Raw genomic sequence first — 14,605 nt, 5'->3', positions numbered from 1 at the left:
TTGGTTTGAGATCAAAAAGAAAGAAAAGCTGTTGCTGCAAAAAAGTGACTTTCCAGTAGGATGGAGTGGTAAAGCCAGTGCCGTTTTTCCACTTTTTAGACTTGACTGTTCGGTGCTCACTTCGTTGCGCTCCGCCTCAGTCAGGTCTAAAAAGCGTTACTGGTTGGTGGTAAGAGAACCAAAGCTAAGGAGGATAGATCTCTTTGGAGAAATTGACGCGAAAATAAGGTGTGTGATTCTCAGATAGTCCCCCATTTTATTCCCACTTGATGATAAGTTTTTTATTCCCCCACCTGATTTTTGATGTTGATGAAAAAATGATATTTATTACATGGTTAAGTTATTCCCCCACCTAGCGTATATATACATGGAGGAAGTGGGGGAATATGTTGGGTTTTGTCATTATCAGAGCCAGGTTCCCCCACTTTCCCCCGGTTAATCCCTCATTTTATCTCTTTGTGGCAACGGCGTAATACGTTCCCCATCTAAAGCAATCAGACCATCTTTTTCCAGTTTATCCAGCCAGCGGGTAAATTTTTTGGCTACGTCAAATCCCATCGGCCTCATATCGTCCCGAACCTGCGAGCGGGTACAACTATCGCCATTACCTGTACGAGAACGAATAGCCTGCCATAAGGCAATGTGGTTATTCGTGAGTCGTGAAATACCCGACAAATCAGGGTCGCCAGCGATATTATTATCTATGACTTCACGGCCTTCATCGTTCAGTACCAGCGAAGTGATCCGATCGCCATCATCATCCACGTATAAATCGACGGAATGCAGATCATAGGCACGACGTGGCGGCTCTTCGGCGTCCTTCATTTTGGTGCACCTGAGAATCAACGCGCCACCGTCACCTTCACGGCGCACGTTACACTCCACGTCCAGTGCGGCCCGAAATGCGCTGGAGCCACGCGCGCCTTTATCCTGATCTTTGCCGGAATGGTGAATGATCAGCACCGTAGCCTGTGTGGCCGCTTTGATATAGTCGCATCCCTGAATAAATGCACCCATGTCTTTAGCGGCGTTCTCATCTGAGCCGCCGAAGCAGCGGGCGAGGGTATCCAGAATGATCAGGCGGATCGGCATACCGGTTGCGGCCTTAACATCTTTGGCGGCCTGTATCACCTGTAGTACGCTCTCCGGGCTGGCAGGAAAGACCGGGCAATCGATGCGATAAAGCGCATCAATCGGGCTGCTGCCGTTAAGTATTTGTTCCCATGCCCGGATACGGCGGGGGACGCCGATCCCACCTTCACCAACAACATAAATAACGGCTCCCTGTGTGACTGGTTTACCTGCCCACGGCTTACCGGTAGCGATATGGCATCCCCATGATACTGCCAGGAAGGATTTGTAAGAGCCGCTGGCACCGTAGGCGCTGGCAACGGATGAGGCTGGCAAATATCCCTTAATCAGATAGTCCTGTTGGGTGTCAAAGCCGTCAGAACCTTTACGCAGAGGAAGAGAGGTTTTAAATTCTGCTTCGGTATCGGTTACGGATTTACTCATCGTTTCGCTTCCCCGCTTGCTGTATTCCCTCGCGTTTGCTGATACGTTCAGCAATCCAGTCATTCACTTCGCTTTCCAGCCATGCCACCGAGCGGGAACCAATTTTGACTGCCGGAGGAAAATCGCCTTGGCTAATCAGAAGATAAATCCATGATTTCCTGAAGCCGGTTCTTTCCATTACTTCTGATAAGCGCAACAGCTTGAAATTTGTCATCATTAGTCCTCCTTCCTGGTGTAAACGCGCTCAACGTAACGGCCCCGACCATCACCGTGGCCGAGATCCATTGACGTCAGCGCCCTGGCTTCACTGCGGGAAAATCCTTGTGACAGGTAATAACGAATGGCATCCTGCGCCCATGCGTAGCGCAGGCTGTGTGGGGAATAGTGGCCGGTTAGTCCTAACCGTGTGGTATGAGAGCGCCAGAAGTTCATGGCAGTTTTTAAATCGGGCTTGTCGATTAGCTTGCCATTACGTGTTTTAGCAACCAGCAGAGCCTCTTTTACCGCCTGCTGTACAGCGTTACGGTTGAGGATCCGTGTTTCACGTGGCCTGCCGCCTTTGGTGCCAAAAACAATGGTGAGCGTTGATTGATTGCGTTCAAGTTGTTTTTCCCATGTTTTTAGCGAACTGGCACATTGCACGGCTTCCTGTGAACGTAGTCCCAGCAACCGGGAAAGTTGAAGGGCGCAGGTAAGTCCCTGGTCATGCTGCTGTGCGCTGCACAATACGGCCTGAAATCGCTCATCCGGGATGGCGAATTTCGTACCTGCACGACTTGCTCCGCTTAATCCCAATGCTCTATTCGTTAAACGTGTTGATGTAACAAGCTTTTCCCTGCCTGCCAGCCGAAACACTGCGCGCAGTGCCGACATGTCATTATGGAGCGTTCGAACAGCAATACCTGTTGACTGGCGGTTGGCAATATAACTTTCGATATGTTTAGTTTTCAGATGCTGAACATCCCGGACCTGGATATTAAGTGCCATCAGATGGCGACAAAATCGGTCAATGATACGGGTACGATCGTGAACGGTTTTAAAGCTGCCGCCGACGTGCTTAGCCAGCGTTTTCATTTCACGACTTAATTTACTCATAGCAAACCTCTCACAATTTCAACGAGCTGCATTTCTCTGGCGCGTGGCCTTAATGGCAGAAACAATCATATTGACCTGCCTTGAACGGATACCTGTGCGCCAGAGCGGGCAGTTGTTGAGGTATTGCGGGGCGTCGGTAATGCACTCTGTGCAGCCTCCTGCGATTGCAGGTTATCCCCTCAGACCATTGGCCTGCCTCGGTATCGGTTCAAATCTCCTGTAAAAGTGAACAGTTCGGCATCCGAACTGGTGTGTCAGATTCATGAGTCGTTAAGTGAGATTGCTTGCCATCACGGTTGAGGCAGCTTTGTGCTGTGGCGTCACTTTCATGTGTTAACACGCAAAAAGTGACGCCACGTATTAGCGCGCAGCAGGGCAGGCGCATGCAGATGCCTGACGGCATAGCAAGGCGCAGTCAGCGGCGTTTAATACGTGCCAGAATTGGGGTACAGAGAACCCTTCAGTACGGGATGTACCTGTCGTTAAGCGGGTGATGATACTACTGTCATCGAAGGCAAAAGTTATAGCCTTGCTTGCAGCAACTCATGCACTGAGGAGAAGACCGAATACAGCATTCTTTACAAATAATGCCGATCGGTATGGAAACGCTCGTTATTAGCCGTCTCTTAAGTTTAAGGGACCTTCATCGTCACGTCATAGGCGCGTTTTTTATTGACGATACCTGTTTTCAAAGGTGAGCAGATTTACCGCTAATCCAGCGTTGTCTTTCAGGCTTCGACAACTTTCTTTGTGGTCGCCCGAAGGCGTCAGTCTCAGACCACACTCCATTCCTTATGACTTTGGCTCGTGACCACCCAAAGGCGTTTCTCACAGGTCACTCGTATCATCCTGATACTGGAAACATTGGTGGCTGTCCGTTGACAGCAGATATGCACGGTTAAAAATACGGCAAAATTTTGTTGGCTTCAAGCACTTTGCATCAGTGAGTAAAAGGAGTAACCTAGCACCAGGTGCTATAGTTAAGGTAACAGGAAGTCAGCCTAATGCGCGTATTCAAAACTAAATGGTTCAGCAAGGCGGCTAAATCGCACGCAATTAAAGATAGTGAGTTATGCCAGGCTATTGAGGCGGCGATGCAAGGTAAGGCTGACGACCTCGGCGGGGGAGTTTACAAGAAACGCCTGAACCAGAATCGCGATCGCGCCATTATTCTGGCGAAAGGTGGGGAGCACTGGTTTTACACGTTCCTTTATGCCAAACAGGATATGGCAAACATTGATAATCGCGAACTGACCGGATTTCGTGAGTTAGCGAAGCATTACGCTGCTCTTGCTGATGTAAAGCTTACGGCACTGATTAAGAGTAAAGAACTGGTGGAGATTTGCCATGACTGCAAAAAGTAAATTCAAGAGTCCTGCATTTGAGGCCATCCACAGCGCGGCTTCTGGATTATTTAGCGTTGATGCCATCCCACAGGAAACGATGCGCAACTTTGATAAAGCGTGCCTTAATAACGTGGACGATCTGCAACCTGTTGAGATTAAAGCATTGCGCGAGAAGCTAAACGTCAGCCAGCCCGTTTTTGCCAGCTACCTGAACACCAGTGTGTCAACGGTGCAGAAATGGGAAAGTGGCGTAAAGCGCCCGAGTGGATTATCGCTGAAACTGCTTACCGTGGTGCAGAAGCATGGGTTGAAGGTGTTGGTTTGATTTATCGGGCTGGTCATTTGGAATGATATACATGGGTAATAGTCAATCTACCAATGCAGAAGGAATAGTAAAGTGCCATTTGGAAAAAAAGATATTACAGAAAAAAGTAAATTAAGAAGGCCACAAGTTGAGGCTTTCGGTAAGATAAGAGAGCACTACGAAAATAAAGGTTTGAATGAGGTTGGAATAATACTTCCTGTTGGTTGTGGAAAGTCTGGTTTGATATCAATCACACCATACGCAACAGACTCTAGTCGAGTTCTTATAATTGCTCCTGGAAAAAAGATAAGAGATCAGCTGGCTAAAGATATGAAATTTAGTGAGCCTGATAACTTTTATAATAAATGTGATTTTTTTGATTCGGTGGAAGGTTATCCAGAGGTCTGTATAATTGAATCTGGCGGTAAAACTAATATTCATGACATAAGATCTAGTGATATTGTTGTTTCAAACATTCAACAAATAGCTGGTGATGATAATAAATGGTTAGAGCAGCTAGATGCCGATTTCTTTGATTTGATTATTGTTGATGAAGCCCATCATAATAAAGCAAATACATGGGTTAAGGTTAAGGAAAAATTCCCAAGCGCTAAGGTAGTAAACTACAGCGCTACGCCCATGAGGAGTGATGGTCAGTTGATGAGCGGTGAGGTTATATATAGCTTTCCTGTTGTTGAAGCAATTAGAGAGGGTTATATAAAAAGGCTTCATGCAAAAATGATTAGTCCATCAAAGTTAGCCTATATTAATAGCGATGGTACTGAGATAACCTTAGCAAGTCCTGATGAAATTAAGCGTTTAGGTGAAGAAGAAGCATCTTTCAGACGTGGTGTTCTCATGTCTGATGAGACTCTTAGTACGTTGGTTGATCTTTCTATCAAGGAGCTAAATAGACTGCGTCAAGAGTCTGGAGAGAAACGGTTAAAAATAATTGCATCTGCTATTAATTATGGGCATTGCATCCAGATAAAAGAAGCATTCCTTGCCAGAAATTTACGTGCTGATTACGTACACTCTAATGAAGATGGCTCGGTTAATGATAGGGTTTTCTCTAAACTAGAAAATCATGAATTGGATGTAATAATTCAATCCAAAATGCTTGGTGAAGGTTTCGACCATAAATTCTTATCTGTGGCTATGGTCGGTAGTATTTTTTCTAATTTAAGCCCATTTGTTCAGTTTGTTGGTAGAGTCATGCGTGTCGTAAAACAGAATGCCCCTGGAGATTTGGTTAATAGAGGCGTGGTTGTTTTTCATGTTGGTGCAAATATTGCCAATAGATGGAGTGACTTTAGGAATTTCAGCCAGGCTGACCAAGATTTCTTCGCTGACTTGCTACCAGAAGTTGAAGATGTAGCTTTTGATTCTGATGGAACAAGTGACAGCGATCCTGATGAAACGGGAGGATACAACAGGCTTATTCCTGTAGAGATTACTAGCACTGATGGTGTAATAGCTTCCGAGTTAGATCCTATCGGGGATTTCCAGGAACTCAAAAATGAACTTGCGGCTTTAGGTATGACAACGAATGAAGCCATAGAGATTTTACGCAAATCTAGGTTGAGTAAGCAGGACCAGAGAAGAGCAGGAAGACAGGCGATTAACGATCTTGTTAATCATCATGCGGGATTACTCATTAATCAGCTTGGATTTAAGACAAAAGGTAGGAATTTCAATAAGTCTCAAGATAATTATGCTTGGGCTGTAAGAGAACTCCATAATCGCGTTAATGAGTACATAGGTTGTAATAGCGGTGATAGAGAAAATTTAAGTTTAGAACAGGTTGAAGAAGCTAAATCAGCAATTTCCAATTTAGCTGAAGACATAAGGCAGGAATGGTCTAATGGCTAAATTCAAGTCTCTTATTGTTGGTGCTAAGTTTGAGGTTGCTTCTAGAAAAACTGCCTGTAAACACGACAAAAAGCACGTAATTACCAAAGGTGAATTTAGGTTGAGTGTAAAGAACTCAACGCAAGGTGAATCTTACTATTGTATTTCTTGTGCTAGACATATGCTGATTCAAAGTGTGGTTAAGTTAGAAGGTCTGAAAAGCCAGCTTGATTCACTTGGAATTAAGTGAGGCAATAACGAGCCTGTATCAAAAAGATTCCTCTTCAGCGGATAATGCTGTTCACCGAAGAAAATAAGGCCCGAAAATTCGAGCCTATAATGAAGTAAAAAGGGTTAAAGCTCTAGCTCCTTCGTTTTCCTTCTAAGTATTATTATGAATTTATATTCATTAAAACGCTTAAATGACTGGCATTTCTCTTCAGCAGGGGGCTTTTTTGTTGTTAGCTAAATTACCACAGCTAAGGTGGTCATTTTTTAGGTGGCCGATAAATACTAATTTCCGCTTATCGCTCTTAGCGGTCCATAGGAAAAAGGCTGGCTATGTCCGTGTTGTATAAAACATGAAGGGGGTCATTATGGTGGTCAATAAAATAAAAATTAATTTAAATGGCATTAAAATCAATAAAATATAATCAATTACGAGTCCGGCCTTCGCACCATTAGTCAGTGCGAAGCAAGAAGCCACCGATAGGCGGTTTTTTGTGTCTGGAATTCAGCCCCCGCAAGGTTTTCCGCGATTTTCACTCAACCTATTGACCTTTCCCCGAAAAACAGTCCCAGTCAAATCTGGTTTGACCACTAAATAACCCGTACTATAAACCACAAACCTATAATGGATATTGGGTGGTTTATGGCTTTGTATGGAAAGTTTGTAATCAACGAAGCGTATTGCTCTCCTTTGTCGTTTCCTGGCGTAGGCACGTTTTTAGCGTTCTCTGGTGATGGTGTTTATCGCAATTGTGGCGCTTGTGGCATGAAGCCAATGGTAGGCCCAGTTCCGGCGGGTAAATACTGGATTGTCGCTCGTCCAGAAGGTGGGCTAAGATCGCAAATTAATGCAGGTGTACGGGATATCTATAATCAGGTAGTAAAACGGGCAACGTTCAGGCATAACGAATGGTTTGCCCTGTGGCGTGATGACTGGGGAATTGGCGATTACACATGGGTAGAAGGTGTTAAGCGCGGTAACTTCCGTTTGCATCCAGGCACATTATCAGAGGGGTGTATCACCCTTCCGCATGATTCAGATTTTGCCATGCTACGTAATGCATTGTTGAGAACGCAGCAGGTAAATATTCCTTGCATGAAGAAGCTAAAGGCATACGGCATAATTGAGGTGATCGCCAATGGCAAAACATGCCCTTAGTTTGTTTCTCAAGATAACGTTGTTTGCTGTGGTGATGTTAATCGTGGCGAAAACGGTACATTACGATGATTTAGTCAGTAGCTTCTTAAGCCAGCATATGAGCGCTAATAATGCTGATAACATCGGGAAGTGGGTGTTGGGCGAGCCCGACCCTGAACCCTTTGATTCCGTTCGTTTCTACATTAGCATTGTTATCAATACCCTGATCAGTATTCCAGCCATGAGCGCGATCATTACCGTATACAACGGCGTAACACGAAAAGTTAGGCCAATGCGCCTCCTGAAAGAATTGGCTTTCTCTATACTGCGACGATTGACGAAGTTATTCACTTTCACCTTTCTGTTCTGGGGGATGTTTCGCTTACTACCCTATCAGGCTGTTTTTCCTGACGAAAAAACGTATTCAGCGTTCTCTACCGTGGCCGTAGTGGCTTTCAATCTATTACTCACGATAGCTTGTTATGGCTTCATCACGAAGAAAATTACCACCAAAAGGCGTTTGTAACATGCCTATTCCGGCTTATATGTGGCTTAAAGATGATGGTGGCGCAGACATCAGGGGATCTGTAGATGTTCAGGATCGTGAGGGAAGTATTGAGATTGTCGGCTTTAGCCACGGTCTGAACATTCCAGTGGATAGTGCTGTCATTATCTGTCTTAATTTATGAGAAAATAAATAAGTAAATACGCGCTAAACGATCGTGTCTGTGAATGGTAAATTTCAAATAATAAATATTTCGTTACTCTAAAATGAGTAATATATTTTTATATGCGAGTCGATGATTTATTATATGCCCCTTAATATCTGATATGCACCATCATTATTATGAAATAAATAGAGTTATTGACACCAGGTTGCGCGATCCAGAGCAGGGAGAACGCGATTCTCCCTGCTTGTTCACAACCTCAACGAATTATTCCATCTCATACTCATCAAACAATTCCAAATCCACATCCAGTAATTCGACGGCGTTGCTGCGGCGAATACCGACGTTATTTTCAATCAGCAGTTCCAGCAGACGATCGCCGTCGATCAGCGTGATCGGCGCAGCGCCAGGGAACAGTGCCGCTTCTGCGCAGCTGGCGGCGAATTTGCCGGTGGTGATCAGCGTGCCTCGAATGGCTTTATGATAGGGGAGCGCACCACGTAGTTGATCGATATAAGGCCGGGTTAGGGTATTTTGCATGCGCTTTACCTGAACGACTTCGGTAATGGTGGTGATGCCGACCTGAACCTTGCCAATAACGTCAACACCTTTATCGCCGGATGCTTTGGTGACTTCAACCTGCTCGTAGCCCATGGTTTCCAGCAGTTGAGCGACTAAATGCTCAAACTTGTAAGGGTTCATGCTAGCCAATTGTTCACGCAGCAGTTCTTTTTGCTGAAGATTGTAGAGCTTAATGGCTTCCAGCAGTGCTTTGCGCGGATCTTGCTGGCGTTCCGGCAGCGCTTTACTCAACCATTGGCGGCCGTTTTCAGTGATTTGATAGCTCATGCCTTCGCGGGAAACAAGGTCACGCTCAACCAGGTTATACAGGCGTGCATACAGGGTAGTTTTAATCGAACTCAAAGACGCAAATTTAGAGCTTTGATGAAGAAATGCTTGCCATTCTGGCAGCAGATCGGCGCGTTTGGATTGTTCCCGGCTGGCAAGCAACTCTAACAGTTGTAGCAGGCCTTCTTGATCGTCCAGATCGCGCAGCGTTGACGCATCTTGCGAGAGAAAGTGCATGCCTCTTTCCGTCGCACGCCATACCTGCTCACTGTCATTCGCCATCAACGCAAAATTATTGATGAACATGTAGCAGCCGTAGCTGTGTCTCGGGTTTAAGATATGTCCATCAGTCTGCCAAATCCTTGCCGCGATTTCAGCGTCTTCGCCCAGTAGCCTTTCTTTGATCCAGTTGTCAGGTTCAGACCAGTCAACGGGTTTTTGCGGTGTGCCCGTTTGCTCATGAATGGCGTTGATCATATTCCGCACTGCCTTCAGTGAGTAACCGTCGGCCGCCTTCATCATGGCTCTTGCTTGCGCATAAGTCGGAAACAAGGGGGTAATCACTTTATAGTTTTTCACGTTTATCCCTTAACTGAACCAAAGTGTTTTGACGGCCTAATTGTACACGGAATTGTTATCGGGTTTGGTCATTTTAGGCAGGGGGTATCGCACCCAGGCTCAATTGAGCTGCGCCGATAACGTTAATGAGAAGTGTCACAATCCTATGGTGCAGGCTCAGTTGCCGTCACCCAGAGCCGCAAAGCTGGCCCGAATCTCCTCTTCCGGCAAATCAATACCGATAAATACCAGCGTGCTCTGCCGGGGTTCTTCGGGCAGCCATTCGCGATCCCAGTCGGCGTTATACAGCCGTTGGACGCCCTGAAACAGCAATCGGCGCGGTTCGTCTTTGATCGACAAGATGCCTTTATAACGTAACAAATTGTCGGCGAATTTAAGCAATAAGTTTTCCATCATGGCAGAGATTTGCATCAGCGCCAGCGGCTGCGCGTGATAGACCACGATCGATTGAATATTATTTTGTGGTTGTGCAATACGGCGGAACAGCGGCGTTGGTGCGCTGAGGGTGAGCTCATCGTTCAGCACAAAGCCGTTAATAGTAAACAACACGCTGAGATCGATAGCGCCGTGCGTCACGGGATAAATAGGGGCGCGGGCGTTCATCATTTGCAAACGTTGGATCAGTGGGGCGTGGTCTGTTGCCAGATCGGTTTTGGTCAGCAGAATACGATCGGCATAACCTACCTGCGCCTGCGCGATACTGAACTGGTTCAACTGTTGATCGGCGTGTACCGCATCCACCAGCGTGATGATGCCATCCAGCAGAAAGCGTTCGTTGAGCACCGCCTGCGAGAAAAAGGTTTGCACGATCGGGCCGGGATCGGCCATGCCGGTGCATTCAATGATCAAGCGGTCAAATACCAGCTCCCCTTGATCAACGCCGTCCAGCAAATCAAGCAGTGCATCCGCCAGCTCGTTGGCACGGCTACAGCAGATACATCCGTTGCTGAGGGTGGTAATGCGGCTGGCGCGGTCGCCGAGCAGCGCGTGATCGATCGGCACTTCACCGAACTCATTTTCGATAACGGCAATCTTGTGGCCGTGGTTAGCATTGAGGATGTAGCGCAGCAGGGTGGTTTTGCCGGCGCCTAAAAAGCCGGTCAGAATAGTGACTGGGATGGGGGTCATGATGGATCCTTTTAACAACAGCGCATGCCGCCTTTGCCGTCGCCGCCGTAGCGGGCTTGCTGGCGCTCACGGAAAAACTCTTTATAGGTCATCACCGGTTGGTCTGGGTGGTTGTCCTGCATATGTTGCACGTAGGTATCGTAGTCAGGCACGCCAACCAGCATGCGCGCCGCCTGCCCCAGATATTTACCTGCCTGGCCGAGATTGCCGAACATCGTTGACCTCCTGGTCGATAACAATAATCACGGGCGCAGCTCGCCGCGCCCGTGTGTCGCTGACTTTAATCCTCAATGATGCGAAGTAAAGTCTGGCGGAGAGACCGGGAATCCGCCTTAGTGCTGCGGGGAAACTTGGGCCTCTTCCTCCGTTGGCTCGTTTGTCGGTTCAGGAACCGCTACGTAAGGCGTTTCCTGATCGGTGCGATCCGGGTTTTTACGCGCCGCCATCGCGGTTTTGATGCCATAGAAAATGATGCTGTACACCACCAGTAAGAACATAATGCTCAGGCCAGCGTTGGTGTAGTTGTTCACTACAATATGGTTCATGTTGGCGATCTGCTGTGCGCTCAAATCCGCGCCGCTTTCGGCAATTTTTTGTTGATACTGATTAGCCAGGAAGAAGAAACCTTCCAGTTGCGGGTTATCGCTAAACAGTTTCAGGCCCAGCGCATAAGTGGTGCAGATCAGCAGCCAAACGGCCGGGATCACCGTCACCCAAATGTACTGAGTGCGCTTCATTTTGATCAGCACCACGCTGGCGAGCACCAATGCGACTGCCGCCAACATCTGGTTAGAGATACCGAACAGCGGCCACAGGCTTTTCACGCCGCCGAGCGGATCGACCACGCCCTGATACAGTAAGTAGCCCCACAGACCAACGCAGCCTGCGGTGCCGATGATCCCGGCTACCAGAGAGTCGGTTTTTTTCAAGAACGGCACAAAGTTCCCCAACAAATCTTGCAGCATAAAGCGGCCAGAGCGGGTACCGGCATCCAGCGCGGTTAGGATAAACAGCGCCTCAAACAGAATACCGAAGTGATACCAGAAGCCCATATCTGCCGCCGGCATGATCTGGTGGAACACATGGGCGATACCGACCGCCAGCGTTGGCGCACCACCGGCCCGGTTCAAGACCGAAGGTTCACCGATATCTTTGGCGGTTTGCAAGATCTGCTCTGGGCTAATGACAAAGCCCCAAGAGCTGACGGTTGCGGCAGCGTGCACCGTCACGTCTTTTAACTGCGCCATAATCAGTGGTGCATTGTCACCCCCGAGCTGATGCAGGTTCGGCATGGTGATACCCAGAGCGGCCGGTGGGGTATTCATGGCGAAATACAGGCCCGGTTCGATGATCGAGGCAGCCACCAGCGCCATAATCGCCACAAAAGACTCCATCAACATCGCGCCGTAACCGATAAAGCGCGCATCGCTTTCACTGGCCAGCAGTTTTGGCGTGGTGCCGGAGGCGATCAGCGCGTGGAAACCGGAAACCGCGCCGCAGGCAATGGTGATAAACAGGAACGGGAACAGTGAGCCTTTCCATACCGGACCGGTGCCATCGACAAACTGAGTCACGGCGGGCATTTTCAGTTCAGGGTTGATGATCACGATACCGACCGCCAGCCCGACGATCACGCCGATCTTCAGGAAGGTTGCCAGATAATCGCGCGGTGCCAAAATCAGCCAGACCGGCAGCAGAGCGGAGATAAAGGCATAACCAATCAGCGTATAAGTGATAGTGGTGTCTTTAAAGGTCAGCGCCGGCCCCCAATAGGGATCGTGTGCGATCACGCCGCCGAACCAGATCGACGCCACCAGCAGCACGATGCCGATAACCGACACTTCACCCACCCGACCGGGGCGCAGGAAGCGCATATAGATACCCATAAACAGCGCGATCGGTACGGTAGAACAGACGGTGAACACCCCCCACGGGCTTTCTGCCAGCGCCTTCACCACGATCAACGCCAACACCGCCAGGATGATGATCATAATCATAAAGCAGCCGAACAGCGCGATAGTGCCGGGCACCGGCCCCATCTCTTTCTTGATGATCTCACCGAGCGAGGCGCCATTGCGGCGTGACGAGATGAACAGAACCATAAAGTCCTGTACTGCCCCCGCTAATACGACGCCAGCCAGCAACCACAGCGTGCCGGGCAGATAACCGACCTGTGCGGCCAACACCGGGCCAACCAGTGGGCCGGCTCCGGCAATGGCGGCGAAATGGTGGCCGAACAACACGTTTTTGTTGGTGGGTACGTAGTTCAGACCATCGTTATTAACCACCGCCGGTGTCGCCCGGCTGGCATCCAGCTTCATTACCTTGCTAGCGATATACAAGCTGTAATAACGATAAGCCACCAGATATACCGCGATGGAGGCAACGATGATCCATAAAGCGCTGATGTGTTCGCCACGGCGTAATGCCACCACGCCGAGGCAGGAGGCACCGAGCACCCCCAGCAACATCCAGGGTAAGTGTTTTAAAATTCCCTCTGATTTCATGAGGTATCCTTATTCCAATCTGCAAAAAATGCGTGAGTTAACCCGTTTATTGATTTTCTGAGCCGGTAGCAGCCCGTATACGGATCGTGAAGTATGCGTCCCCAGTGGTAAGGCGCAGGTTCAGGAACAGCGCATCATGGATCGCGGGGGGAATGAAGTCAGAGGAATTTCAGTGAGCGGTTAATACGCCGATTGAGCGGTTGAAAACCGTGCGTGAGCGGCAGGATCATTGCGCAGGCTATTGTGGCTAGGCCGGACAGTTAGAATGATTAATCTTATTTAAGTGTATGGAAATGGTTTACTCTTAGGGGCATTTTTATCAATAACGATGTCACTAAGGAATCATGATGAAGCGTCTTTATAGGATATTACTGGTATTGCTGGTGTTGGTGATCATGGCGGTAGCCCTGTGGTGGTTCTTTGGCCGCGGTAATACCAATGCGTTATGGCAGATCGTCAGTCAACAATGTGTGCCTAACCAGCAACAGCATAATGATCCGGCGCCTTGTTTAACGGTTAATTTAGCGGAACGCTATGTCTTATTTAAGGATAGCAAAGGCCCTTACCATGATTTGGTCATGCCGACCGATAAGCTTAGCGGGATAGAAAGCCCAGAGCTTGAGAATGCAAACGCCCCTCCTTATTTTGCTCTCGCATGGGAAAACAGAGGGCATATCACACAAGAGCTTGCTAAGCCGATAAAAGATACGTGGTTATCATTGGCAATTAACTCTAAATATGGCCGCTCCCAGAATCAGCTGCATATTCATATCGCCTGCCTACGCCCAGACGTTTATGACACGTTGAGAGAGCAAACCCAACACATTGACAACACTTGGAAACCCTTAGCTGAAAAGCTGGTAGGGCATCAATATATTGCCAGAAAACTATCGGGTTTGGATTTAACGAAAGAAGACCCGATTAAACTGTTGCAGCAATATGTCAGTGCGCGAGGAGACAGCATGGCGAACTATGGGCTTGCGTTGGTCGTTGCGCCAGAGGGGGAAAGGGTGTTGTTAGCGAATCGCCTGAAAATTACCGATCTGAACTTAGGTTCCGCAGGAGAATTGCAGGATTATCAATGCGCATTGGCTAATAACTGATGGCGTAAGGAACTGCCAGCCCGGCCTGCATTTAACCGCCGATGCTGTTGACGGGCGCGGCATGCCACGCCCCTACGTTTGAAATTTGGTGGTGATGCGGGCAGGTTCGAATAACTGCCATCCCGTAGTGGCCGGGTATGCCCGGCCAGTATTTAACCGCCGATGCTGTTGACGGGCGCGGCATGCCACGCCCCTACGTTGGAGCTCGGTGGTGATGTGGGCAGGTTCGAATAACTGCCATCCCGTAGTGGCCGGGCATGCCCGGCCTATATTTAACGCTGATGCTGCCAACGG

14 protein-coding genes and 1 pseudogene are annotated in these 14,605 nt (G+C 48.3%); 8 read left to right on the top strand and 7 right to left on the bottom strand.

Annotated elements, in window-relative coordinates:
• Positions 1–435: 435 nt before the first annotated feature.
• The 3 genes from ACQKDS_RS01225 to ACQKDS_RS01215 are packed head-to-tail and all read right to left on the bottom strand — an operon-like array spanning position 436 to position 2,610.
• Entirely contained in the window at positions 436–1,515 is a 1,080-nt protein-coding gene (locus tag ACQKDS_RS01225; protein WP_399664521.1) for a helicase RepA family protein, read from the bottom strand.
• Positions 1,508–1,732, bottom strand: coding sequence for a helix-turn-helix transcriptional regulator (locus ACQKDS_RS01220; protein WP_399664524.1), 225 nt, complete (start codon positions 1,730–1,732; stop codon positions 1,508–1,510). Before ACQKDS_RS01220 ends, ACQKDS_RS01225 begins: the two co-directional genes overlap by 8 nt.
• Positions 1,732–2,610 carry an integrase domain-containing protein gene (locus ACQKDS_RS01215; protein ID WP_399664527.1) on the bottom strand — a complete coding sequence of 293 codons (879 nt, stop codon included), beginning with the start codon at positions 2,608–2,610 and terminating at the stop codon, positions 1,732–1,734. Before ACQKDS_RS01215 ends, ACQKDS_RS01220 begins: the two co-directional genes overlap by 1 nt.
• A 1,004-nt stretch (positions 2,611–3,614) precedes the next feature.
• On the opposite strand from ACQKDS_RS01215, the gene ACQKDS_RS01210 reads away from it, so the two are divergent.
• The 7 genes and pseudogenes from ACQKDS_RS01210 to ACQKDS_RS01180 all read left to right on the top strand — a co-directional run.
• On the top strand, positions 3,615–3,974 hold the full coding sequence (locus ACQKDS_RS01210) for a type II toxin-antitoxin system RelE/ParE family toxin (RefSeq protein ID WP_399664530.1): 360 nt from the start codon (positions 3,615–3,617) through the stop codon (positions 3,972–3,974).
• Positions 3,958–4,281 carry a helix-turn-helix domain-containing protein gene (locus tag ACQKDS_RS01205; protein ID WP_095104210.1) on the top strand — a complete coding sequence of 108 codons (324 nt, stop codon included), beginning with the start codon at positions 3,958–3,960 and terminating at the stop codon, positions 4,279–4,281. Before ACQKDS_RS01210 ends, ACQKDS_RS01205 begins: the two co-directional genes overlap by 17 nt.
• Before the next feature lie 72 nt (positions 4,282–4,353).
• A complete protein-coding gene (locus ACQKDS_RS01200; protein ID WP_399664533.1) occupies positions 4,354–6,132 on the top strand; it encodes a DEAD/DEAH box helicase in 1,779 nt (592 codons plus the stop codon).
• On the top strand, positions 6,125–6,361 hold the full coding sequence (locus tag ACQKDS_RS01195) for a hypothetical protein (protein ID WP_399664535.1): 237 nt from the start codon (positions 6,125–6,127) through the stop codon (positions 6,359–6,361). The genes ACQKDS_RS01200 and ACQKDS_RS01195 overlap by 8 nt, the downstream gene beginning before the upstream one ends.
• Positions 6,362–6,982: 621 nt before the next feature.
• The gene (locus ACQKDS_RS01190; RefSeq protein WP_399664538.1) at positions 6,983–7,498 is read left to right on the top strand and encodes a DUF2778 domain-containing protein; all 516 of its coding nucleotides are present in this window, start codon (positions 6,983–6,985) and stop codon (positions 7,496–7,498) included.
• On the top strand, positions 7,479–8,003 hold the full coding sequence (locus ACQKDS_RS01185) for a hypothetical protein (RefSeq protein ID WP_399664541.1): 525 nt from the start codon (positions 7,479–7,481) through the stop codon (positions 8,001–8,003). The genes ACQKDS_RS01190 and ACQKDS_RS01185 overlap by 20 nt, the downstream gene beginning before the upstream one ends.
• 1 nt (position 8,004) lies before the next feature.
• Positions 8,005–8,142, top strand: a pseudogene (locus ACQKDS_RS01180) (type VI secretion system tube protein Hcp); the annotation flags it as partial.
• Positions 8,143–8,412: 270 nt separating this feature from the next.
• Here ACQKDS_RS01180 and ACQKDS_RS01175 read toward each other — a convergent pair.
• The 4 genes from ACQKDS_RS01175 to ACQKDS_RS01160 form a co-directional block, all read right to left on the bottom strand.
• Positions 8,413–9,573 carry a restriction endonuclease gene (locus ACQKDS_RS01175; RefSeq protein WP_399664542.1) on the bottom strand — a complete coding sequence of 387 codons (1,161 nt, stop codon included), beginning with the start codon at positions 9,571–9,573 and terminating at the stop codon, positions 8,413–8,415.
• A 156-nt stretch (positions 9,574–9,729) separates the two neighbouring features.
• Complete coding sequence (gene yjiA / locus ACQKDS_RS01170) at positions 9,730–10,701, bottom strand: GTPase (protein ID WP_399664545.1); 972 nt, start codon at positions 10,699–10,701, stop codon at positions 9,730–9,732.
• A gap of 11 nt (positions 10,702–10,712) precedes the next feature.
• Complete coding sequence (locus ACQKDS_RS01165) at positions 10,713–10,916, bottom strand: YbdD/YjiX family protein (protein WP_399664547.1); 204 nt, start codon at positions 10,914–10,916, stop codon at positions 10,713–10,715.
• Between the two features lie 117 nt (positions 10,917–11,033).
• Complete coding sequence (locus ACQKDS_RS01160; protein WP_399664550.1) at positions 11,034–13,208, bottom strand: carbon starvation CstA family protein; 2,175 nt, start codon at positions 13,206–13,208, stop codon at positions 11,034–11,036.
• 347 nt (positions 13,209–13,555) lie between these two features.
• Between ACQKDS_RS01160 and ACQKDS_RS01155 the strand changes: the two genes are divergently transcribed.
• Positions 13,556–14,311 carry a CDP-diacylglycerol diphosphatase gene (locus ACQKDS_RS01155; protein ID WP_399665142.1) on the top strand — a complete coding sequence of 252 codons (756 nt, stop codon included), beginning with the start codon at positions 13,556–13,558 and terminating at the stop codon, positions 14,309–14,311.
• Positions 14,312–14,605 lie beyond the last annotated feature (294 nt).

Origin of the sequence: Serratia sp. NPDC078593 (assembly GCF_050268245.1) — a bacterium.
Lineage (GTDB): Bacteria > Pseudomonadota > Gammaproteobacteria > Enterobacterales > Enterobacteriaceae > JBNNGK01.
Note: the sequence above shows the minus strand (reverse complement) of the source record. Positions and strands in the feature narration are given on the sequence as shown.